The organism is Williamsia herbipolensis (assembly GCF_000964005.1).
Classification (GTDB): domain Bacteria; phylum Actinomycetota; class Actinomycetes; order Mycobacteriales; family Mycobacteriaceae; genus Williamsia_A; species Williamsia_A herbipolensis.
Genome location: NZ_JXYP01000029.1, coordinates 77,365 through 96,313, shown reverse-complemented (window position 1 = coordinate 96,313; position 18,949 = coordinate 77,365). Strand labels below are relative to the sequence as shown.

Here is an 18,949-nt window from a genome sequence, read left to right as displayed (position 1 = left end):
GAATCGCCCGAAGCGTCTGTTTCGCAACGTATCCGGTGTTTGCGCGAGTCGCCGAGGTTCCTTCCCTCCGATACATTCGGTGGTTCGCACGCGACCGACCCACTGGATCGGGCCACCTGATCGACAGTGGGACACCAGCCATGCCACCCGAGCGTTCACGCAGATACTCCGGCGCCTCCGCGCGCCGTCGTCACATCGGTGACGCGCCGACCGAGGTCATCGCCCGGGTACCTCCGCGACACCACCGACGCACGGCCCGACGTCCCGCGCCGCAGCGGCGCTTCCGTCGTGGTCTCGGACGTCCTCTCGTCGCTCTGGCCTCGGCCGCGGTGCTGGTCGGATCGGGACTCGCCTGGGGCGAGGCACAACACATCGTCGGCGGGTTCCACACGTCCGATGTGCTCGCCGGGGCGCCGAAGTCGACGGGCAGCGCCGAGAACATCCTGTTGATCGGGCTGGACTCGCGCAAGGACCGCGACGGCAACGACCTGCCGGCGTCGGTGCTGTCCGCGCTGCACGCCGGCGACGGGGAGGAGGGCGGCTACAACACCAACACCCTGATCCTGGTGCACGTGCCCGCCGACGGTCAGCACATCGTGGCGTTCTCGATCCCGCGCGACGACTACGTCGCGGTGCACGGCATCGACGGGTACGACCACGCGAAGATCAAAGAGGCCTACGGCCTGATGAAGGCGCAGGCCGAACAGAAGCTCGCCGACGAGGGCGTCACCGATCAGGCGACCCTGGAGACCGACGGCCGCGACGCGGGTCGGGCCGAGACGCTGCAGACGGTGCGTGAACTGACCGGGGTGCCGATCGACCGGTTCGCCGAGGTCAGCCTCGTCGGCTTCTACGACATCGCCAAGGCACTCGGTGGCGTGAAGGTGTGTCTCAATCACGCGGTGTCCGACAGCTATTCGGGCGCCCACTTCAGCGCCGGGGTGCACACGCTGAACGCGTCGCAGGCGTTGGCCTTCGTCCGGCAGCGACACGGACTCGACAACGGCGACCTCGACCGCACCCACCGCCAGCAGGCGTTCCTGATCTCGGTGGCGCACTCACTGCAGTCGTCGGGCATCTTCGGCGACCTGGACAAACTCAACGCGCTGGTGACGGTGGCGCAGCGCGACATCGTGCTGTCGTCGGGCTGGGACATCGTCGACTACGCGCACCGCATCGGCGACATCTCCGGCCAGAACCTCGCGTTCCGGACGCTGCCGGTCCTCCGGTACGACACCGTCGACAACCAGGACGTCAACATCGTCGACCCGGCCGCGATCCGCAGCCAGGTCCAGACCGCGTTCGGGATCATCCCGCCGCAACCGGCCGCGTCGGCCACCAGGCAGCTCGCATCGACCACCGACTCCTCGGGCAGCGACACCTCGGGCACCGACACCCCGAGCACCGACCCGGCAGACCCGACGTCGCAGGATCCCGCTCCCGATCAGGGCGCGCCCGTCGTCAGCACCGCGTCGGGAGTGCCCTGCGTCAACTGACGCTCAGAGCTCTGTGATGTCGACGATGCCGTCCTGCAGAGCGCGCGCCAGCAGCGACGCCTTCGACGGCGCCGGGCGCCCCACGGCGGCGTACTTCGCGCGGATACGGGTGATGTGGGTGTTGACCGTCGATTCGGAGATGTAGAGCCGCCGGCCGACGCCGACCTTGCTGTCGGCGAGAACCCAGGCACGCAGCACCTCCTTCTCGCGGTCACTCAGCGCCGGAGGGGTCAGGGTTCGCAGAGGCGAAGGATCGAGAACTGCGGTCATGGTGGTGTGTCCGATCAGGGGGGCGTCGACGGTTCCGACGCGATGAGTTGACGGTAATAAGCCGTACCGACATCGAACAGACACAACATCTGGTGTCCCCCGAACGGGGGTCACCATGAGATGGGACACGCAATCAGGCGTCGACGTCGATCGGTGAGCGCACGATCTCGGTGCCGTCGGAACCGAAATCACGTCGGTCGATGTCGCCGCCGTCGCGCCTCACGATCGACGCCATGGCCGAGCGGTGGGGCGGCAGAAGCCGCACGCGGACGTGACCTGATGTCGCCGACTCGAGGACGTCGACGATCACCGCACGCACTCGCACCAGGGCGTCGACCGAGGCCGACCGGAGAGGATCGTCATCGAGGAGGATCACCTCGACCCCTCGGCTGCGGGCCGCACGCGCGGCGTCGGCGACCTCCGGCGTCGCGAGTCCGGGTGCACGCAGACGGTCGCGCAGGTGCGCCTCCAGCAGCTCGCAGGTCTCCCGCTCGGCGGAGGTCAGCTCGTCGCCGGCCGCGATCCGGTCGAGCATCGGTCGCGCCAGCTTGTCGAGTTCGGCGATCTGCGCGTCGCGCTCGGCCGCGGCGGCGGTCTGGGCGGCGAGTTCTGCACTCCGCCGTGCGCCCGACCTCCGGAGATCGAAGATCAGTGTCGCGCTGGGGCGCAACGTCAAACTGAACACCGTCGCCATCGACAACGGCGCGACATCGATCAGGGTGACCTGCGGCCCCACCCCGACACGCATCGGTCCCACGATCGCCGCCACGAGGTAGGCGGCCAGCATGAGCGCCATCCCGGCCCAGGCGAGCGCCGTCCGGCCACGGACACAGAGGAAACAGAGCACCGCGGTGCCCATTGCATGCATCCAGTTGAGGCCGGCCGCCCTCGCCGACGCGTCGAGGGTGGCCAGCGCGACACCGCATCCCACGGCACCTGCACAGGCCATGGGGATGGCGGCGCGTAACGGCAGCGGGTCCTGGCGGGCCACGACGATGCCGGCCGTCGCCGCGCCGAACACCACGAGCGACACGGCGGTGCCGATGAGCGACGAGGCGTCGTCGGGTGTCACCAGAAGGATCGCGGCCGACACGAGCGCCACATAGATCGCCGTGAGGAGTTTCGCTCCCGTGGTGTGCAGGCCGATGAGGGACCCCGCGTCGCGGAGATCGTCGGCAGCCAATCGGGTGGTCGAGGCGACGGTCATGACGGCTGCGTCCACGTGAGGGTGACCCGGGTGCCGCGTCCGAGAGCGGAGTCGATGGTGGCCTCGCCTCCGGCGAGCTGTTCCATGCGGCCCCGGACGCTGACCGCCAGCCCGAGGCGGTGCGGTGGCACCCGGCCGAGATCGAATCCGACTCCGTCGTCGGTGATCTCGACGTTCAGCTGATTCGCCGCGACCGAGACCTGGACGGCGATGACCGCATCGGGACCGGCGTGACGGAGCGCGTTGCGGACGGCCTCGGCCATCGCCGCCGACATCGTGCGCACCACATCCTGGGGGTACGCGGTGAGACCGAGCGGCGGCCGTCGCGTGTCGGTGAACGCGACGGTGTCGTCGATGTCGGTGACAGCGCTCTGCAATTGGGCGATCGCCGCGGAGGCGGGCAGGGCGTACGAGGCGCTCTGTTCCACACCGAGTTCGGCGATCGTGTTCGAGGCGAGTGACCGTAGGGAATCGGTGGTGCCCATCCGGGCGGCGCCGAGCAGTGCCGTCATGACGCCGTCATGGGTGAGTGCGTCGAAGCGGGCGCGTTCGGACTCGCGGGCGCGCGCAGCGGCGGCGCGTGCGGCCAGGTGAAAGGCGTCCGCGCGGGTCTCATCGAGCAGTCGGGCCGTTCGTGCACCGATGATGACCGCGGCGGTGAACGTCATCGAGTAGGCGAAGGCGAAAGCGAGGTCGGGGCCCAGCGGCACGACGAGGTCGGACGGACGCACGACCCGCGACATGAACGTGGCCACGGTGGTGAGGACGAGGAGATACAGCAGGGCCCGTCCCCGCGGCCAGCCGACACCGATCGCGACACCCACCAGGCCCGGGAACTGCGAGAACCACAGGCCCCGCTCGTCGCTGTACATCCCGTTCTTCCACGCCACCGGAACCAGGAGGGCCGCGACGAGATAGGCGATCACGGCCACGATGATGGCGGGGCGCACCAGGTGTCGCGCGTTGACGGCCGCGACGACGCCGACGGCGATGCCGCTGCCGAACACCACGATCGGCGCACCGAACGCCCACCAGCCGGCCATGTAGTCGAACGATTTCGCGATGTTTCCCAGACACAATGCGCCGTATGCGAGGTAACCGGCGCCGACGAAGATCGCGAACTGTCGCGTGATGCGCAGTTCGGCGTCGCCGGGCGTTCGTTCACCGGCGCGCGGCGAGCGCTCGGTCAGTCGCGGGGCCGGCGAGGCATCGGTAGCCATCCGTCCTCCACTGCGCGTTTGTAGAGGTCGGTCTTCGTCGGTGCGGGCCGTCCGGCCGCGGCGTACTTGCTGCGGATGCGGCCGAGGTACTGGCTGACGGTGTCGACCGAGAGTCCGGTCAGCTTCGCCACGCGGGCGTTGGCTTCCCCGGATGCGTACAGCTCCAACACTTCTCGCTGACGAGGGCTCAGGTTGACCTCCACGAACTCCTCGTCGGCGTCGATGGCGGCGGCCCAGTCCATGGTCGCGATGGTCTCGCCGCGCACGGCGGCACGGATGGCCTCGAGGATCTCCACGGCGCGCGGTGATTTGCGCACGACACCCAAAACGCCTGCGGCAGCGGCAGACCGGACGAGGTAGGCCTCTTCGGCCGAGGTGTACACGAGGCACTCGATGCCGTGGGCGCGGAGTTCCTCGACGTTTTTGCGGGGGGAGCTTCCGTCGTCGAGCCGCAGATCGAGCACCACCAGATCGAGGTCGGTGGTGATGGCGAGCAGGTCCTTCACGGTCGCACCGCCGCCGACGAAGGCGAGGTCGGAGGTGGTCTCCATCATCGCCTTGAGCCCGAGGATGGCGATCTCGTGATCATCGATGACTCCGATCCGGGCGGGCCGACCGGCGGTGGCCGATGGGCTCTCGGTCATCGGGTGCCTGTCCCGGACGCTCCTGCCGCCGTGCCTCGAGAGTGACAGCGGGGGTGGTCTATGACAATCGCAAGTTCATAGGGCAGGCGCGTGCGCAGCCGTCTGCGAATGCGCCGCATCATCGAGATCACTGAAGAATTATCGCCCGCTGACCTGCGCGGAGCCGGCTGTACCCGACGACGCAGCCCCAATGTAGTGAGAACGAACTACACGGGCGCCGGGCCTTCTCACGGGAAGTGGCTTCCGGGCTCGGGTCTGATCCAGCATGCGTCTGCGCAGTGCCGGACGGGCTCGGCGATCGGCCTGGCACTGTGGGCGTATGACGATTCTGGATCTGAACCCCGACGAGCTGCTCACCACCACGCGCACCGTGCGCAAGCGACTCGACCTCGATCGCGACGTGCCGATGGAACTGATCCGCGAATGCCTCGAGGTGGCGTTGCAGGCGCCGAGTGGTTCGAACCGGCAGGGCTGGCAGTGGGTGGTGGTCACCGACGCCGAGCAGCGAGCGAAGGTCGGGGAGATCTATCGGCAGGAGACCGAGAAGTACCTGGCGTCGCATGCGTCGGCGGCAAAGCTGTTCGCCGATGACCCGGATCGCTCGCAGGTGCAGCGTCGCGTGGGCACCAGTGTGGAGGTGTTGGGGGAGAACATGGGCCGGGTGCCGGTGCTCCTGATCCCGTGCATCAAGGCGGGCAAGGACCTGCCCGCCGGCAATCAGGCCGGACTGTGGGGATCACTGCTGCCGGCGGTATGGAGCTACGCCCTCGCCGCCCGCGCCCGCGGACTCGGAACGGCCTGGACGACACTGCATCTCAACCGTGAGGCCGAGGTGGCCGAGATCCTCGACATCCCCTCAGGCTTCCACCAGGGAGCCCTTCTGCCCACCGCGTACTACACCGGCGACACCTTCAAGCCCGCCCCGCGCGCCGACCTCGACGAGGTGCTGCACATCGATCGCTGGTGACGGCGGTCAGGAACTACCGAACGCGGGGGTCTGCGTCGCCGACGGCAGTGTGAACTCGTCGGCGTAGTACTTGCTGAGGCCTGGCGTGGTCTCGCCGTCGGGTCCGATGATGCTGCAGAAGGTGAACACCGTGTACTGCCCCGGGGGCAGAGTCGCGACGACGGTATGTGGTGAGAGCTGCTCGGGCGGGATCGTGGGGTAGTACTTCGAGCCGATCACGCTCGGTGAGTAGAACTGGAAGAGATCGGGTCCCGGGATGTCGGCCAGATAGGTGAGCGACTCGGGTGTCGGGGGGAGATTGAGAAGGTCCTCGTAGGTCCCTTTCACCACCCCGCCGCCGCAGTCGCCGCGGTCAGGTGCGGTGAACACGATGGTGGCCGTGTTGCCGACCGACGTCACGTGCGCAACGGTGCCGGAGTTCCGGATGAACGAGGGCGTGGTGTCGGCGTTCGGGCTGATTCCCGTGAGCGACTGCAGTTGCGACACAAGGGGCTGCGGCAGCTCGGGTTTCGCAGTCGCCACGGCACCCGACAGCGTCGCGATGGCGACGGCGATGCAGGTCGTCGTGAGGGTCGATCGCAGGGTTCTGTTCACGGCAGCGCTCCCGAAGACGAGGGTATTTGCTCGTTACGCTAACTGACGACTCTACGACGCGACAGACCTTGTCGTACGTGTGACCGACGTGATCAGATCCGCGAACGTCGTACGCGCCACACGCCGACTCCAGCGATCGCAACGGCGATCACGGACAGCAGATCCGATTCGGTGACGCCGTGGTGGAGGGTGAAGCTGAGGATCACGTGGCCCTCGATGGGGCCGTTCGCGAGCACCCACACGACCGCGACGGTCGTCAGGATCGCCGAGGAGGCCACGCCGGGCCGGGCCAGCGACCACGCGGCGGTCACGAACAGCAGGTTCATGATCACCAGTGCGTAAAAGAAGTCCGGCGCGATGGGCATGTGACCAGTGTGCTGGATGAGAACTCCCGGGGTGGAATGTCGGGTTCTGGCGATCGCCATCGCGGCGTTCGATCGCTATCATCGCGGCCGGGGAGAGGGGTTCTATGAGTCATGGGCAATGGACAGAATTGGTCGAACGGGTCGTCTCCGAGATCGACGAGCGCATCAAGCACGGCGATCTTCCAGGCCACATCCTGACGTTTGAGGATGCAGCGGCGCACAGTACCCAACCGTTCGGGTGTGTCGACCAGCTGCGCAACGTCGATCGCGGCAATGTGATCGCAGGTGTCGACGAGGTACTGCGCATCCGCGCAGGGGGCGTGTACTAGCGACTATTCGAGCGTCAGCTCAGCGACAGCCGCAGCGCTGCCCGGTCGACCTTGCCCGGTCCGCGGAGCGGGAGCGCATCGACGATGTGGACGTCGCGCGGTGCCGCAGACCGGTCGAGCCGTTCGATGACGACGGCGCGTACGCGTTCGGGGTCGATGGTGGCGCCGATCGACGGGACCACTGCCGCGATAACTTTCTCGCCGAGACGCTCATCGGGTAGACCGAACACGGCACATTCGGCAACCGCGGGATCGCTGAGGATGGCCGCCTCGACGACCTGGGGGACCACGGTGAGGCCGCCGGTGGTGATGACTTCGTCGGCCCGACCGATGATCGACAGGACGCCGTCGTTGAAACGGCCGAGGTCGTCGGTGCGGTACTCGCCCGGGGCGGCGAACGCGCTGTGGTCCGCCACGTTCCGGTATCCGCGAGCGACCATCGGTCCACGCAGGATCACCCGTCCGACGCCATCGGCGTTCGCCGAGTCCAGGACGATCTCGATACCCTCGAGCGGAACGCCGTCGTAGACGCAGCCCCCGCAGGTCTCACTCATCCCGTAGGTGCGCACGATCGGTAGCTGCGCGTCGATCGCTCGCTGCTGCAACAACTGTGGCGTCGCGGCGCCGCCGATCAGCACGGCGTCGACCTCGCGCAGCGCAGCAGTCGCATTCGGGTCGTCGAGCACCTTGATGAGCTGCGTCGGCACCAGGGAGGTGTATCGACGCGGGCCCTCGATCGCGTCGATACCGCGGATCAGATCTGCCGGGTCGAAACCGCGGGCGACGTCGATGACCACTGGTGTGAATCCGCCCCGCAGACACCGCAACAGCACCTGCAACCCGGCGATGTGGTGGGCCGGCAGCGCGAGCAGCCAACCGCCCGGCCCGCCGAGGCGCGCATCGGTCGCGGCCGCCGACGCGGCCAGGGTGGCGACGGTGTGGAGCGCACCCTTGGGGACGCCGGTGGTGCCCGAGGTGGCGATCACGAGCGCGATGTCGTCGTCGATCTGCTCGCCGGCGCCCAGGGCGGACGTGAGCCGTTCGATCTCGCGGGGATCACCGGCCGGCACGGGCAGCGCAGCAATCGACCCGTCGATGATGGCGTGCAGGTCGTCGACGGCATCGAGAACCGCCGGGCCCGACGCCAAGGGGAGTGCGGTGAGGGTTCTCACGACGGGCCCGGGGTCTCGCCGGACTGGTCGGTGTCGAACTGCCACCCCGCTTTTTCGAGCAGTGTTCGCACCCGCTCGACATCGGCGTCCGACGGCATCTCGTCGGTCACCTTCGTGATCAGGACACCCACGTCGATTCGGCTGATCGGTTCATGGGTGGGGTCGGCGTCGAACTCGGCGACGAGCAAGTCGGCGATCTCGTGCACTTCGTCGTCGGTGAGCTGTCGGCGTAGCAGGGCCATGAGCGGAACATAGTCCTGCTGCGGGACGCCGTGGGGGTATCCGGCGCGCAACCAGTTCATGATCGAGCGCATCAGTTGCGGTCGGTCCATGGGTCCCTCCCGGCATGCATGGACAAGGTGTCAGACGGCGCTGTTCCCTGCACGCCGTTCGCACGATCTTCCCACAAGAAGGCTGGTGGGCCCAGGGTGCGCTCAGCGCGCGGGCGCCGCCAGTGGCCAACCCACCGACGCCAGGCGCGACGCCACCTGGTTGATCTCCTCGGGGTTCGGCTCGATCTCGATCACCTTGTGGATCGCGTCGCGGATCTGGTCCTCGGTGACCGGGTCATCGGTGCCATGCTCCTTGAACACCGTCAGGATCGCGCGCGTGACCTGCTCCTCGTCGAGCGAGCGCTTGAGCAGCGCCAGCAGCGGGAAGTAGTCCTTGGGCGGCACGCCCTCGGGGTACCCCTCGCGCAGCCAGCCGAGGATCGATTCGAACGTGTTGCTCTCGGTCATCGGGTCCTCACTTCACCGGGGCGAACGGGAAGAGGTTCACCCCGAAGTGGTAGTTGATGGTGGTGCGGGTGATCCAGAGGATCCCGACCACGATCACCGCGGCGATCAGCACGAACAGCGCGATACCCACAGCCCGCAGAGCAGGATTCGAGGCCGACGTGCTGCCGTCGGCGTTCACGTCGCCGGAGCCGGCGGCATAGAGGCGCAGGCCGATGGCGAACACCGCGGGCAGTCCGGCGCCGAGGACGAGGCCGATCACGAGGACTTTGAAGATCGCTTCGAAGGTTTCCATCTCAGGTTTCCTGGTTCTGTGTGTGTCCGGCGATCAGCGCGAGCCGACGGTGGACGGCGACTCGGCGGCGATCTCGGCCGGGATGACCGTGTTCGACGACTCGTCCCATTCGGCGTTGACGTTGTTGTGGTCGACCTTCTGCTGCTGTGCGCGCCAGTACATGTAGCCGGCGAGCACCACGAGGATGGCGAAGATGACGATGGCGCCGGGGGCACCACCGATCAGGTTCGCGATGTAGAAGGTGGCGGCACCGACCAGTCCGGCGAGCGGAAGGGTGGTGACCCAGGCGACGACCATGCGGCCGGCGACGCTCCAGCGCACCGAGGCGCCGGGCTTGCCGACGCCGGAGCCGAGGATGGAGCCGGTCGCGACGTGGGTGGTCGACAGGGCCATGCCGGCGGCGCTCGACGTCAGGATGATTGCGGCCGAGGAGGCTTCGGCGGCCAGACCCTGGGGCGCCTTGATCTCGACGAGGCCCTTGCCCAGGGTGCGGATGATGCGCCAGCCGCCGAGGTAGGTGCCCGCAGCGATGGCGATGGCGCACGAGAACACGATCCAGACCGGCAGGCCTTCGCTGACCGAGCCGGCCGAGAGGTGACCGGTGGCGATGAGGGCGAGGGCGATGACGCCCATGGTCTTCTGTGCGTCACCGGTGCCGTGCGCCAGCGAGACCAGCGAGGCGGTCGCGATCTGACCGGTGCGGAAACCGCCCTCCTTCTTGGAGTCGACGATCTTCGCGGTGATGGCGTAGATCAGCCAGGTGCCGATCGCCGCGACGATGAGCGCGATCACCGGCGCCAGCAGCGCCGGAATGATGATCTTCTGGGTGATGCCCTCCCAGTTGACGCCCGAGGTGCCGATGGCGGCGAGGCCCGAGCCGATCAGACCGCCGAACAGCGCGTGCGAGGAGCTCGACGGGAGGCCGAACAGCCAGGTGAAGAGGTTCCAGAGGATGCCGCCGATGAGGCCGGCGAAAATGATGACCAGCGCCTTCTGGCCGTCGAGCCCGCTGACCAGGTCGCCCGCGCCCGGGCCCTTGGTCTGCTGGATCTTGAGGACGTCCTTGGTGATGGTGGCCGCGACCTGAACCGACAGGAAAGCGCCGACGAGGTTCAGAACCGCCGCGATGGTCACCGCGACCTTCGGCTTCAATGCACCGGTTGCGATCGAGGTCGCCATCGCGTTTCCGGTGTCGTGGAAGCCGTTCGTGAAGTCGAATCCCAGTGCCGTGACGACCAGCAGCACCAGGATCAGCATCTCTGCGCTCATGGCGCTCATTGTGGTGCTAACGAAGCGTTAATGTCCATGCGATCGTGACTGTTACTCACGGTCTGACCAGGCGCTTTGTGCTTACTACAGCCGGCGTTTACCGATTGTTCATCTGGCCGAATCGCTGGTGCGTGAATGGCGGCCAGCCGGGTGGGTCTTAAGAGTTACTGAGAGACCGATTTGTTACTCGCAATTGTCGGTTGAACGGAGGATTGTGGAGGGATGTTCGTGCATCGGCTCGTCGCTCTGGTGGCCGCGTTGATCGCGCCGCGGATCGGCGACGGTGACCGAGTCCCGCGGCGGCGTCGCCAGGCCCCGGAACCCGAGTGCACCTGCGCGGCCTGCACGTGGACCCGGGACTGATCAACGCGTGATCAAGCGTTTCGTGTCGCCGAGTTGAGGCGTGGGTTGGCCGAGCGGTCGTGCGGCATCATCGGCGGTGTGCGGTGGAGGATTCGCTCGTGGACGGCGGCTGTGGTCGGGCTCTCGGCAATCGGTTTCCTCGCCGTTCCCGCTGCTCCCGCTCTCGCGACACCAGCGTCGTGCGCGCCGGCGGTGGTCATCCCGATCCGGGGGAGCGGCGACGGCAGTATCGGCCCCCAGGGCTACGGCGACATGGTGACCGACGGCTGGGAGGGCGCGACGCTGAGCCGCTTGCTCACCGCCACGTACCGCGATCAGGTGGCGCTTCGCGCGGTCCCGGTCCTGTCGGTCGGCAGCGGGTATCAGGCCGTCGGCACCGCGGACGGGATCCGGCACCGCAGCTTCGGTCGGTCGGTGGCATCCGGGATTGCGACGGCAGTCGCCGCCTACGACACCGCACGATCCGAGGGCAGCCCCGGGTGCGCACCGATGGCCGTGCTCGTCGGGTTCTCACAGGGGGCTGCGGTCGCCCATGGGGTGGCGGTCGAATTGGCAAAACGCTCAGCGGTGGCGGCGGTGCTGTTGATGGGCGACCCCATGCAGAAGCCCGGCGCCGACGGGGTCAGGGGAACCGGCGACGGCGGAGAAGGCGTGTGGCGGAACCCGGTCGGCGCCTTCGTCAGCGGTGTCGACGAGCGGAGCGCTGACGCGTTCTATGCCCTCCCCGGCGTTCGGCGGATGTCGGTCTGTCACTCCAGGGATCCCGTGTGCGACTTCCGCGTCGGCACCGACATCACCGGCCACCCGCACACGACCTACCTCGCCGAGACCACGAAGTTCCAAACGTCGGCCACCACACCGCCGCTGGCGCGGACCGAGCTCGAGGTCCTCGCCTCGACCCTTCGCAGCGACATCCGCTGGGCCACCGAGAAGTACAACCGGGCGTTCGGTCTCACCGCCATCTGATGCCGAGATTCGGTAGGAGGTGGCTCGTGCCAACGGTCAGGCGGCGGACTCCTCGTCAAGCGTGATGTCGGCGGCAGCGGGTAGTCCGATGCTGGGCTCGTGGCCGCGGAAGTTCTCCAGCCACCACCGCCAGTCATCGGGCACCAGCTCGAACGGGTTGTCGTAGCCGAGTTCTCGAGCGGCCCACACCGGCCAATGCGGGTTCGACAGGGCCGGTCGGCCGAGGAAGGCGAGGTCGATGATCCCGCTCTGGATGACCTCATCGGCCTTCTCCGGCACTCCGAGATTCCAGCTCGTAGCGATCGGGATGTCGACCTCGGACTTCAGGCGCTCTGCCCGCGAGAGCATGAACGCCTGCTCGCCCATCGGGTTGTTGCGCATGTCGTCGGTGTTGAAGCCGAGTGAGATGTCGGCGAGATCGAGGCCGTGCTCTTTCATCCACCCGATCGCGGTGATCGCGTCCTCGAACTGGGTGCCGTCGGGGTTCAGATCATCGGCCCCGAGGCGCATCGTCAACGGATACTCGGCGGGCCACACCTCACGCACTGCGTCGAGCGCCTCGAGGTGGAACCGCGTGCGGTTCTCGAGGCTGCCGCCGTACTCGTCGGTGCGCTGGTTCGCGAGCGGCGAGAAGAAGCTCGCGCCGAGATAGCCGTGCGCATAGTGCATCTCGAGCCATTCGTAGCCGGCATCCACCGCGCGCAGCGCCGCATCCGCGTAGCTCTTGTACAGATCCTTGATCTCGTCCCTCGTCAGCTCGTGGACGGGGAACGAGTGGTCGCCGCCGTAGGGGATGGCCGACGGCGCACTGCAGGTCCAGCCCTGCGGATGATCCGGCGGCAGCTGCGATCCGCCGGGGTACCCGTCGATGGTCTTGTACTTCGGCACCTCGCTGCCCTTGCGGCCGGTGTGGCCGAGCTGAATGGCCGCGACGCCGCCGAACATCTTGATGGTGTCGGTGACGCGCTTGTGACCCTCGATCTGGTCGTCCTTCCAGATCCCTGAGCAGGTGGTCGACGTACGACCGTCCGGCGTGATGGCGACCTGCTCGGGGAAAACCAGCCCGAACCCGCCGGCGGCGCGGGCGCCGAGGTAGCTGACGTGGAAGTCGTCCATCTTCCCGTCGGTGGAGCGGTACATCGTCATGGGCGACATGACGATTCGATTGCGAAGAGTGACGCCCTTGAGTGTGTAGGGCGAGAAGAGATTGGGCATGGGATCCCCCTGGATCGGCACGACGATGAAACCGCGGCTCACGACTTCGGGAGGCTGCGATGTCCACAAGTTCACCAGCTGTGTTGTGCGCGCTCGTTACGTGTTTCGGTCGCGTGCTGTAACTCTTTCCTCACCGCCACCGTCCCTGATGAGTGAGGCGCCTCTGCCTGCTGCGCTCCTTTGTTATCTGTGCGAAACAGGTTGTGCGCGTTGATCGCTGCGCAGAGGATGGTCGGCTGGGATCTCGACGACGATGATCTGACGACCGTCCGGATCGGCGATGTGCATCTCCCGGAGGCCCCACGGTTCGGTGCGGGCTTCGCGGTCGATCGTGACGCCCTGGTTGATGAGGTTCTTCTGGGCCGCCTCGATGTCGCGGACCTGCAGCCACAACGCGGTCGTCGTGTCGTCGGAGCTGTCGTCGCTCAGGTGCGAGGCGACTTCGATGAGAGTTGATCCCGCGAAGAACACCACGCCGCCCGGATAGGTGCGAGCGATCGCGAGCCCGAGAGAGTCTCGGTAGAACCGCAACGTCGTCTCGGGATCTCGGGGCCGGAGCAGAACGCGTGCGCTGAGGATCTCCATGCGACCTGTCTACCCATCGGCGCAGCTGTCCATGAAGGAAACCGTGGCCAACCTCCGTAACCTCACTTATGGTAGGTGTGCTCCCGGCGGCGGATCGGCGGTCGGGCATCATCGACCTCAACGTCGAGGAAGGGCAGTCGCATGAGAATCGGTATGGGCATCAACTACGCCGGAGATTTCAGCGAGACCATCAACAACCTGCTCGAGTTCGAGGCCGCCGGCCTCGACCGCGTGGCGGTCCCGGAGGCCTACAGCTACGACGCGGTGAGCCAGCTCGGTTACATCGCGGCGAAGACAGAAACCCTCGAGTTGGCCACCGGCATCCTGCCGCTGTTCACCCGCACGCCCACCAACATCGCGATGACCGCCGCGGGCCTCGACTACATCTCCGGTGGCCGCGCCGTGCTCGGCATCGGTGCCTCCGGCCCGCAGGTCATCGAGGGTTTCCATGGCGTGAAGTACGACGCCCCGCTGGGTCGTGCCCGCGAGTACGCCGACATCTGCCGCAAGGTGTGGAAGCGCGAGCGCGTCGAGTACGACGGCAAGTACTACAAGCTGCCGCTCACCAAGGAGGACGGCGGCACCGGCCTCGGTAAGCCGCTCAAGCTCATCAACCACCCGATCCGCGATCGCATCCCGATGGCCCTGGCCGCGATCGGACCGAAGAATGTCGCGCTTGCCGCGGAGAAGTTCGAGGAGTGGCAGCCGATCTTCTTCCACCCCGATCACGTCGACGCCGCCTTCGGTGAACCGCTCAAGGCCGGCAAGGCCAAGCGCGACGCCGAGCTGGGGGAGTTGCAGATCTCGGTGACCACCGCACTGCTCATCAGTGACGACGACACCGCCAAGGACAACGCCCGCGCGCTGGTCTCGCACCAGGTGGCGCTCTACGTCGGTGGCATGGGTGCCCGCGGCAAGAACTTCTACAACGATCTCGCCGTGCGCTACGGCTACGTCGACGAGGCCAAGACCATCCAGGACCTCTACCTCGACGGCAAGAAGCAGGAGGCCGCCGACGCCGTGCCCGACGACCTGGTGCGCCAGATCTCGCTGATCGGATCGGCATCAGAGGTCAAAGACCGCGTCCAGGCGTTCGAAGCGGGTGGTGTCACGATGGCCCTGGCCACGCCGATGGATGTCGATCACGCCGCGAACGTTCAGCAGATTCGACTCCTGAAGGAGATGATCAGCTAGTACCGCCAACTGCCCGACCCCGCGAAGGAACTCGATGCCGTCACCGTTCGATCCCGAACTGCGTACCTACGACGAGGACCGCGCGATCCACGGCGACTATCCGCTGAAGCTGCAGATGCTGATGCGTGCGAAGACCATCGTCAAGAAGGCCATCGCGACCGGCACGCCGGTCGAACCGTTCGACGAGCCGTACACGGTGATCGCCATCCTCGGGCAGTCGAACGCGGCCGGTGCCGGTATTGAGGTCGGGGGCACCACGCCCACTCCGCCGAATCCCCGGGTGCACCAGTGGCCCGGGTGCGGGCGGTACCGCGGCCGCAAGCCGCTCGCCGCGATCGATCCGCTCATCCACGAGGTGCCCACCAACGGCGTGGGTTTCGCGACCGAGTTCGGTTCACTGCTCGCCGACGCCTCCGGCAAGCCCGTCTTGCTGGTGCCGACGGCGCGCGGCGATACGTCGTTCTGGCCGAAGAACGGCTACTCGTGGAACCCGGCGAACACCGACGTGCGCGTCAACCTGTTCAAGTACGCCTGCAAGCAGATCGACTCGGCGTTGAAGTTCAGCGGACAGCCGTTGAGCGGAATCCTTTGGCACCAGGGCGAATCCGACGGTCCGCTCACCCCGGCAGAGCTCTACCAGGAGCAGTTCGACCTTCTGATCGCCACGCTACGGGTCCGGTACGGACCGGTGCCGTTCATCCTCGGAGGCCTCAGCCCGGAGTACATGCGATTCGGTCCGCCGAAACTCGCCGGCATCGACGCCGTCCACAAGGACACCCCCAACCGACATCCCAACGCACGATTCGTCGAGCCGCCCGACGGCATGCTCAACGGGTCGCCCGGTGTTCCCGGCGTCGTAGAAGATCCCCACTTCACCGCCGAAGCAGGCCGCATCATCGGTCGGCGGATGTTCGCGACCTACCAGGAGATGACGGCCGCGCAGCCCTGAGCCGCGACGTTCATTTCTGGGTGGGCACGCGTCCGACGCCCAAGGGAGCGAGCCGCTCGGACAGCATCGACGCCAGCTTCCGATGCCCTTCGAGGGTCGGGTGGAGTCGGTCCGGTCCGATGATCGTCGGTCCGGTTGCGGGCGTGATGAATTGGCGCATGTCGACGAAGGTCCATCGCGTGGCGAGCGCTGCGGCACGGATTGCGACGTTGATCGCGGCGCGGGGGCCGGTCAGGCGACCCGCACGGTCGGGTGGGACACCTAGGACGACGTGTTTCGCAAGAGGGTAGCGATCCCGCAGGCTGGCCATCACCCAAGCCGCGTTGGTTCGTATCAGAGCGGCAGGCACGTTGCTCAGAGCATCGTTGACCCCACCTTCGAGCAACACCACCGAGATCGGCGGCACTGGCAACTCGCCGAGCGCGGAGTCGCTCACCTGACTGACGAAGTCGGGCCATCCGTCGACGCGTGACTCGACAACGTATCCAGTTCCCCCATGGCCGGACTGGGTGACGGTGTAGCCGAGTCCGTTGAGCGCGATCCGGCCGAACGTCTGCGACCGGGTCACCCCGTCAGAACCGGTGAAGTACGAATCGCCGAAAGCCAGCGCGTGTACCTGCCCGGCCCAGGGGTCTGTGAGCTCGTCGATCTGTGCTGCGGAGAGCGAAGGATCGGTCGGACTCAACTCCCGACCCTCCGTGACCACGACTCCCGTGAGCAGGGCCAGAGCGCAGGCGACCACTGCGAGCTGGAACGCCCATCTCGTCGCGGGGAAGCCGGATCGCATGGATGAATCGTCACCTATGCAGCACGGTTCGACATCTCGAAAACTGTCCATCGGACAGACCACACGGATGAGGTGCGCCCGATGGGCGCCGCACTGGAGACCCGGCGCGTAGCCTCAGAACACCCGAAGCGCTGGCGGATCACTCGGCGTCTGCATGGGCGAACGGAGGACGACACAGATGACGCGGTGCGCAGTGCTGGGCGGGTCGGGATTCATCGGAACTCATCTCGTGAACGAACTTCTCGCGCGTGGCCACCACGTGACCACCTTCGGACGACGACGTGCCCCACACCCGGATTCCGACGTATTCAGGCACGTTGTTGGCGACTTCTTGGACCGCAGCACGATCAACGAGGCGATCACCGGAGCGGACTACGTCTTCCATCTGATCTCCCTGACCACGCCCGCCAGCTCGGATGAGAACCCGTTCATCGACGTGGAGACGAACGTTCGCATGTCGGTCCTGTTGTTGGAGGCATGCGTCGAACAAGGGGTCAGACGGGTCATCTATGCGTCCACCGGCGGAGCGATCTATGGAGATGTCCAGCGAGAACGACATTCCGAGACGGATCGGATAGAGCCGCTGTCGCCCTACGCGATCGGTAAGAGTGCCATCGAGAGCTACCTCCGCTACTTCAGGGCTCGCCACGGACTCGACTCGCTGAGCCTCCGGATCTCCAACGTCTACGGTGAGGGCCAGGCCTCCAAGAACGGCCAGTTCGGCATCGTGCCCACCTTTCTCGATCTGCTGGTGTCGGGTCGGCCGCTCACCGTCATGGGCGAAGGCGACATGGTGCGCGACTACATATATGTTCGTGACCTCGTGACGTGCATGGCGTCGATCTTCGATACACCTGATCTGCCGCACGATCTGTACAACTGCGGGTCAGGCGTGGGAATGACTGTGCTGGAGGTGATCTCGGCTATCGAGGCGGTGACGGGGTATTCGGCGGAACTGACCCGGAGGCCGGTCCCCAGCTCGTTCGTTCAACACGTGGTTCTCGACTGCTCGCGGCTGGCCACAGACTTCGGAATGGTTGCCGATACGCCTTTCTCGACGGGTGTGGCGAACGTGTGGAATTGGATGCAATCCGACACGGCGCAGGTTCGGACACACTGATGCGAATACTGTTGATTCACAACTTCTATCAGCTCTACGCCGGAGAGGACAACGCCTTCGAGGAGACTGTTGCCGCACTCGACGACCTCGGGCACGAGACGTTGGTGTTGACGAAACACAACGACGAGATCCCGTCGTCACGTCTGCGGCGCATGGTGTTCGCTCCCTATCTGCTCGTGTCCATCTACTTCAACCCGGCAAGCTTCGTGCGAGTGTTCCGGGCCGCTCGAAGATTCGGCCCCGATGTCGCGATCGTGCAGAACGTCTTCCCGCTCCTGTCACCCTCGGTGTACGTCGCACTCCGACTCGCGCGTGTTCCCGTCATGCAACGGCTCCTCAACTACCGAGTGATGTGCGCCAACGGCATCCTCTTCACCGAGGGCTCGATCTGCGAGCGCTGTCTCGGTGGGAGTTTCACGAACGCGGTCCGCTATCGGTGCTACCGCGGGAGCCGGATCCAATCAGCGCTGCTCGCCTCGAGTCTCCGCTTGTGGAAGGTGCTCGGGCTGTGGCGGTGGGGGGCCCAGACCTACCTACCCTCGACAGACTTCCTCATCGAGAAGCTTCGTCCGTGGCTGGCGGCGCATCCACGCATCACAGTTCGGGTGCGGGCGCCGAAACCGCCCGAGGACGTCCCGGCCCCGAACGGGCGTGGCCGAACAGTTCTGTTCGTCGGGCGCATCGTTCGAGAGAAGGGCATCTTCACGCTGCTCGACGCCGCCGGCCGGCTTCAGGTGAGCGATCCAGACGTGACCTTCCGAATCGTCGGGGTCGGTGACCATCTCGACGAGGCGCAGGCGTACGCCCAGCGTCTACGTCTGGCCAACGTCGTCTGGCTGGGTAGCCGGTACGGCGAGCAGGTATGGGATGAACTGAGGTCTGCCGGGATCTTCGTCGTTCCCTCTGAGTGGTACGACAATCTGCCAACGGTGGTGTCGCAGGCGATGTTTTCACGTGCGCCGATTGTGGCCAGTCGTATCAACGGGATCCCGGAGGTGGTGTCGGACCGGGAAAACGGTCTGCTCTTCGTGCCCGGTGACGCCGATGATCTCGCAGAGAAGCTGCGTGAGGTGCTCACCGATCCAGAGGGTGCGCAAGCGCGAGCAGACAACGCGTTCGCGACGGCACAGCGGGAGTTCGGCGCACAGAGCTTTCGTGATCGCCTCGCCGCGGTGATCGATGCGCAGCCGTGGGCATCGTGAGCC

The 18,949-nt window shown here is 66.5% G+C and carries 22 protein-coding genes; 8 read left to right on the top strand and 14 right to left on the bottom strand.

What is annotated here, in order from left to right; all coding sequences use genetic code 11:
- Positions 1 to 140: 140 nt before the first annotated feature.
- Positions 141 to 1,496, top strand: coding sequence for an LCP family protein (locus TU34_RS16080; protein ID WP_082080354.1), 1,356 nt, complete (start codon positions 141 to 143; stop codon positions 1,494 to 1,496).
- 3 nt (positions 1,497 to 1,499) lie between these two features.
- Here TU34_RS16080 and TU34_RS16075 read toward each other — a convergent pair whose 3' ends face one another.
- The 4 genes from TU34_RS16075 to TU34_RS16060 all read right to left on the bottom strand — a co-directional run bounded on the left by TU34_RS16075 (position 1,500) and on the right by TU34_RS16060 (position 4,837).
- Positions 1,500 to 1,766: a LuxR C-terminal-related transcriptional regulator gene (locus TU34_RS16075; protein ID WP_045823902.1), complete on the bottom strand. Its 267-nt coding sequence runs from the start codon at positions 1,764 to 1,766 to the stop codon at positions 1,500 to 1,502.
- 133 nt (positions 1,767 to 1,899) lie between these two features.
- A complete protein-coding gene (locus TU34_RS16070) occupies positions 1,900 to 2,988 on the bottom strand; it encodes a hypothetical protein (protein ID WP_052688979.1) in 1,089 nt (362 codons plus the stop codon).
- Positions 2,970 to 4,193: a sensor histidine kinase gene (locus TU34_RS16065; protein ID WP_052688978.1), complete on the bottom strand. Its 1,224-nt coding sequence runs from the start codon at positions 4,191 to 4,193 to the stop codon at positions 2,970 to 2,972. Before TU34_RS16065 ends, TU34_RS16070 begins: the two co-directional genes overlap by 19 nt.
- Positions 4,160 to 4,837 (bottom strand): response regulator transcription factor, encoded by a 678-nt coding sequence (locus TU34_RS16060; RefSeq protein ID WP_045823901.1) that lies wholly within the window; start codon positions 4,835 to 4,837, stop codon positions 4,160 to 4,162. The genes TU34_RS16065 and TU34_RS16060 overlap by 34 nt, the downstream gene beginning before the upstream one ends.
- A gap of 319 nt (positions 4,838 to 5,156) precedes the next feature.
- Here TU34_RS16060 and TU34_RS16055 point away from each other — a divergent pair, with 319 nt between their 5' ends.
- The gene (locus TU34_RS16055) at positions 5,157 to 5,804 is read left to right on the top strand and encodes a nitroreductase family protein (protein WP_045823900.1); all 648 of its coding nucleotides are present in this window, start codon (positions 5,157 to 5,159) and stop codon (positions 5,802 to 5,804) included.
- Positions 5,805 to 5,810: 6 nt separating this feature from the next.
- Here TU34_RS16055 and TU34_RS16050 read toward each other — a convergent pair whose 3' ends face one another.
- Complete coding sequence (locus TU34_RS16050) at positions 5,811 to 6,398, bottom strand: hypothetical protein (protein WP_045823899.1); 588 nt, start codon at positions 6,396 to 6,398, stop codon at positions 5,811 to 5,813.
- Between the two features lie 92 nt (positions 6,399 to 6,490).
- Entirely contained in the window at positions 6,491 to 6,763 is a 273-nt protein-coding gene (locus tag TU34_RS16045; RefSeq protein WP_045823956.1) for a hypothetical protein, read from the bottom strand.
- A 104-nt stretch (positions 6,764 to 6,867) separates the two neighbouring features.
- Between TU34_RS16045 and TU34_RS16040 the strand changes: the two genes are divergently transcribed.
- Positions 6,868 to 7,092, top strand: a complete 225-nt coding sequence (locus tag TU34_RS16040; protein ID WP_045823898.1) for a hypothetical protein — start codon at positions 6,868 to 6,870, stop codon at positions 7,090 to 7,092.
- Between the two features lie 14 nt (positions 7,093 to 7,106).
- On the opposite strand, the gene menE is transcribed toward TU34_RS16040, so the two are convergent.
- From menE to TU34_RS16015, 5 genes are all read right to left on the bottom strand, one after another.
- Positions 7,107 to 8,264 carry an o-succinylbenzoate--CoA ligase gene (gene menE / locus TU34_RS16035; protein WP_082080353.1) on the bottom strand — a complete coding sequence of 386 codons (1,158 nt, stop codon included), beginning with the start codon at positions 8,262 to 8,264 and terminating at the stop codon, positions 7,107 to 7,109.
- Positions 8,261 to 8,596, bottom strand: a complete 336-nt coding sequence (locus tag TU34_RS16030; protein WP_045823897.1) for a DUF3349 domain-containing protein — start codon at positions 8,594 to 8,596, stop codon at positions 8,261 to 8,263. The genes menE and TU34_RS16030 overlap by 4 nt, the downstream gene beginning before the upstream one ends.
- A 102-nt stretch (positions 8,597 to 8,698) precedes the next feature.
- Entirely contained in the window at positions 8,699 to 9,004 is a 306-nt protein-coding gene (locus TU34_RS16025) for a DUF3349 domain-containing protein (protein WP_045823896.1), read from the bottom strand.
- Positions 9,005 to 9,011: 7 nt separating this feature from the next.
- On the bottom strand, positions 9,012 to 9,296 hold the full coding sequence (locus tag TU34_RS16020) for a hypothetical protein (protein WP_045823895.1): 285 nt from the start codon (positions 9,294 to 9,296) through the stop codon (positions 9,012 to 9,014).
- A 33-nt stretch (positions 9,297 to 9,329) separates the two neighbouring features.
- Positions 9,330 to 10,565, bottom strand: coding sequence for an inorganic phosphate transporter (locus TU34_RS16015; RefSeq protein ID WP_045823954.1), 1,236 nt, complete (start codon positions 10,563 to 10,565; stop codon positions 9,330 to 9,332).
- 441 nt (positions 10,566 to 11,006) lie between these two features.
- Here TU34_RS16015 and TU34_RS16010 point away from each other — a divergent pair, with 441 nt between their 5' ends.
- Positions 11,007 to 11,894 carry a cutinase family protein gene (locus TU34_RS16010; protein WP_150116570.1) on the top strand — a complete coding sequence of 296 codons (888 nt, stop codon included), beginning with the start codon at positions 11,007 to 11,009 and terminating at the stop codon, positions 11,892 to 11,894.
- A gap of 36 nt (positions 11,895 to 11,930) precedes the next feature.
- Here the strand turns inward: TU34_RS16010 and TU34_RS16005 are convergent, their stop codons facing one another.
- Together TU34_RS16005 and TU34_RS16000 are read right to left on the bottom strand one after the other, a co-directional pair.
- Positions 11,931 to 13,109 (bottom strand): NADH:flavin oxidoreductase/NADH oxidase, encoded by a 1,179-nt coding sequence (locus TU34_RS16005; RefSeq protein ID WP_045823953.1) that lies wholly within the window; start codon positions 13,107 to 13,109, stop codon positions 11,931 to 11,933.
- A 183-nt stretch (positions 13,110 to 13,292) separates the two neighbouring features.
- Positions 13,293 to 13,694 carry a VOC family protein gene (locus TU34_RS16000; protein WP_045823893.1) on the bottom strand — a complete coding sequence of 134 codons (402 nt, stop codon included), beginning with the start codon at positions 13,692 to 13,694 and terminating at the stop codon, positions 13,293 to 13,295.
- Between the two features lie 141 nt (positions 13,695 to 13,835).
- On the opposite strand from TU34_RS16000, the gene TU34_RS15995 reads away from it, so the two are divergent.
- Complete coding sequence (locus tag TU34_RS15995) at positions 13,836 to 14,888, top strand: LLM class F420-dependent oxidoreductase (RefSeq protein WP_045823892.1); 1,053 nt, start codon at positions 13,836 to 13,838, stop codon at positions 14,886 to 14,888.
- A 34-nt stretch (positions 14,889 to 14,922) separates the two neighbouring features.
- Complete coding sequence (locus tag TU34_RS15990) at positions 14,923 to 15,837, top strand: sialate O-acetylesterase (RefSeq protein ID WP_052688977.1); 915 nt, start codon at positions 14,923 to 14,925, stop codon at positions 15,835 to 15,837.
- A 10-nt stretch (positions 15,838 to 15,847) separates the two neighbouring features.
- On the opposite strand, the gene TU34_RS15985 is transcribed toward TU34_RS15990, so the two are convergent.
- On the bottom strand, positions 15,848 to 16,624 hold the full coding sequence (locus TU34_RS15985) for an SGNH/GDSL hydrolase family protein (protein WP_045823891.1): 777 nt from the start codon (positions 16,622 to 16,624) through the stop codon (positions 15,848 to 15,850).
- 154 nt (positions 16,625 to 16,778) lie between these two features.
- On the opposite strand from TU34_RS15985, the gene TU34_RS15980 reads away from it, so the two are divergent.
- Together TU34_RS15980 and TU34_RS22405 are read left to right on the top strand one after the other, a co-directional pair.
- Positions 16,779 to 17,744, top strand: coding sequence for an NAD-dependent epimerase/dehydratase family protein (locus TU34_RS15980; protein ID WP_082080351.1), 966 nt, complete (start codon positions 16,779 to 16,781; stop codon positions 17,742 to 17,744).
- Positions 17,744 to 18,946, top strand: a complete 1,203-nt coding sequence (locus TU34_RS22405; protein WP_052688975.1) for a glycosyltransferase family 4 protein — start codon at positions 17,744 to 17,746, stop codon at positions 18,944 to 18,946. Before TU34_RS15980 ends, TU34_RS22405 begins: the two co-directional genes overlap by 1 nt.
- The last annotated feature ends 3 nt before the right edge of the window (positions 18,947 to 18,949 follow it).

What these genes read in the sequence shown, in the direction of transcription:
- TU34_RS16080 (WP_082080354.1), top strand. Translation starts at nt 141, where the DNA reads ATGCCACCCGAGCGTTCACGCAGATACTCCGGCGCCTCCGCGCGCCGT.
- TU34_RS16075 (WP_045823902.1), bottom strand. Translation starts at nt 1,766, where the DNA reads ATGACCGCAGTTCTCGATCCTTCGCCTCTGCGAACCCTGACCCCTCCG.
- TU34_RS16065 (WP_052688978.1), bottom strand. Translation starts at nt 4,193, where the DNA reads ATGGCTACCGATGCCTCGCCGGCCCCGCGACTGACCGAGCGCTCGCCG.
- TU34_RS16060 (WP_045823901.1), bottom strand. Translation starts at nt 4,837, where the DNA reads ATGACCGAGAGCCCATCGGCCACCGCCGGTCGGCCCGCCCGGATCGGA.
- TU34_RS16055 (WP_045823900.1), top strand. Translation starts at nt 5,157, where the DNA reads ATGACGATTCTGGATCTGAACCCCGACGAGCTGCTCACCACCACGCGC.
- TU34_RS16045 (WP_045823956.1), bottom strand. Translation starts at nt 6,763, where the DNA reads ATGCCCATCGCGCCGGACTTCTTTTACGCACTGGTGATCATGAACCTG.
- TU34_RS16040 (WP_045823898.1), top strand. Translation starts at nt 6,868, where the DNA reads ATGAGTCATGGGCAATGGACAGAATTGGTCGAACGGGTCGTCTCCGAG.
- TU34_RS16030 (WP_045823897.1), bottom strand. Translation starts at nt 8,596, where the DNA reads ATGGACCGACCGCAACTGATGCGCTCGATCATGAACTGGTTGCGCGCC.
- TU34_RS16025 (WP_045823896.1), bottom strand. Translation starts at nt 9,004, where the DNA reads ATGACCGAGAGCAACACGTTCGAATCGATCCTCGGCTGGCTGCGCGAG.
- TU34_RS16020 (WP_045823895.1), bottom strand. Translation starts at nt 9,296, where the DNA reads ATGGAAACCTTCGAAGCGATCTTCAAAGTCCTCGTGATCGGCCTCGTC.
- TU34_RS16015 (WP_045823954.1), bottom strand. Translation starts at nt 10,565, where the DNA reads ATGAGCGCAGAGATGCTGATCCTGGTGCTGCTGGTCGTCACGGCACTG.
- TU34_RS16005 (WP_045823953.1), bottom strand. Translation starts at nt 13,109, where the DNA reads ATGCCCAATCTCTTCTCGCCCTACACACTCAAGGGCGTCACTCTTCGC.
- TU34_RS16000 (WP_045823893.1), bottom strand. Translation starts at nt 13,694, where the DNA reads ATGGAGATCCTCAGCGCACGCGTTCTGCTCCGGCCCCGAGATCCCGAG.
- TU34_RS15995 (WP_045823892.1), top strand. Translation starts at nt 13,836, where the DNA reads ATGAGAATCGGTATGGGCATCAACTACGCCGGAGATTTCAGCGAGACC.
- TU34_RS15990 (WP_052688977.1), top strand. Translation starts at nt 14,923, where the DNA reads ATGCCGTCACCGTTCGATCCCGAACTGCGTACCTACGACGAGGACCGC.
- TU34_RS15985 (WP_045823891.1), bottom strand. Translation starts at nt 16,624, where the DNA reads ATGCGATCCGGCTTCCCCGCGACGAGATGGGCGTTCCAGCTCGCAGTG.
- TU34_RS15980 (WP_082080351.1), top strand. Translation starts at nt 16,779, where the DNA reads ATGGGCGAACGGAGGACGACACAGATGACGCGGTGCGCAGTGCTGGGC.
- TU34_RS22405 (WP_052688975.1), top strand. Translation starts at nt 17,744, where the DNA reads ATGCGAATACTGTTGATTCACAACTTCTATCAGCTCTACGCCGGAGAG.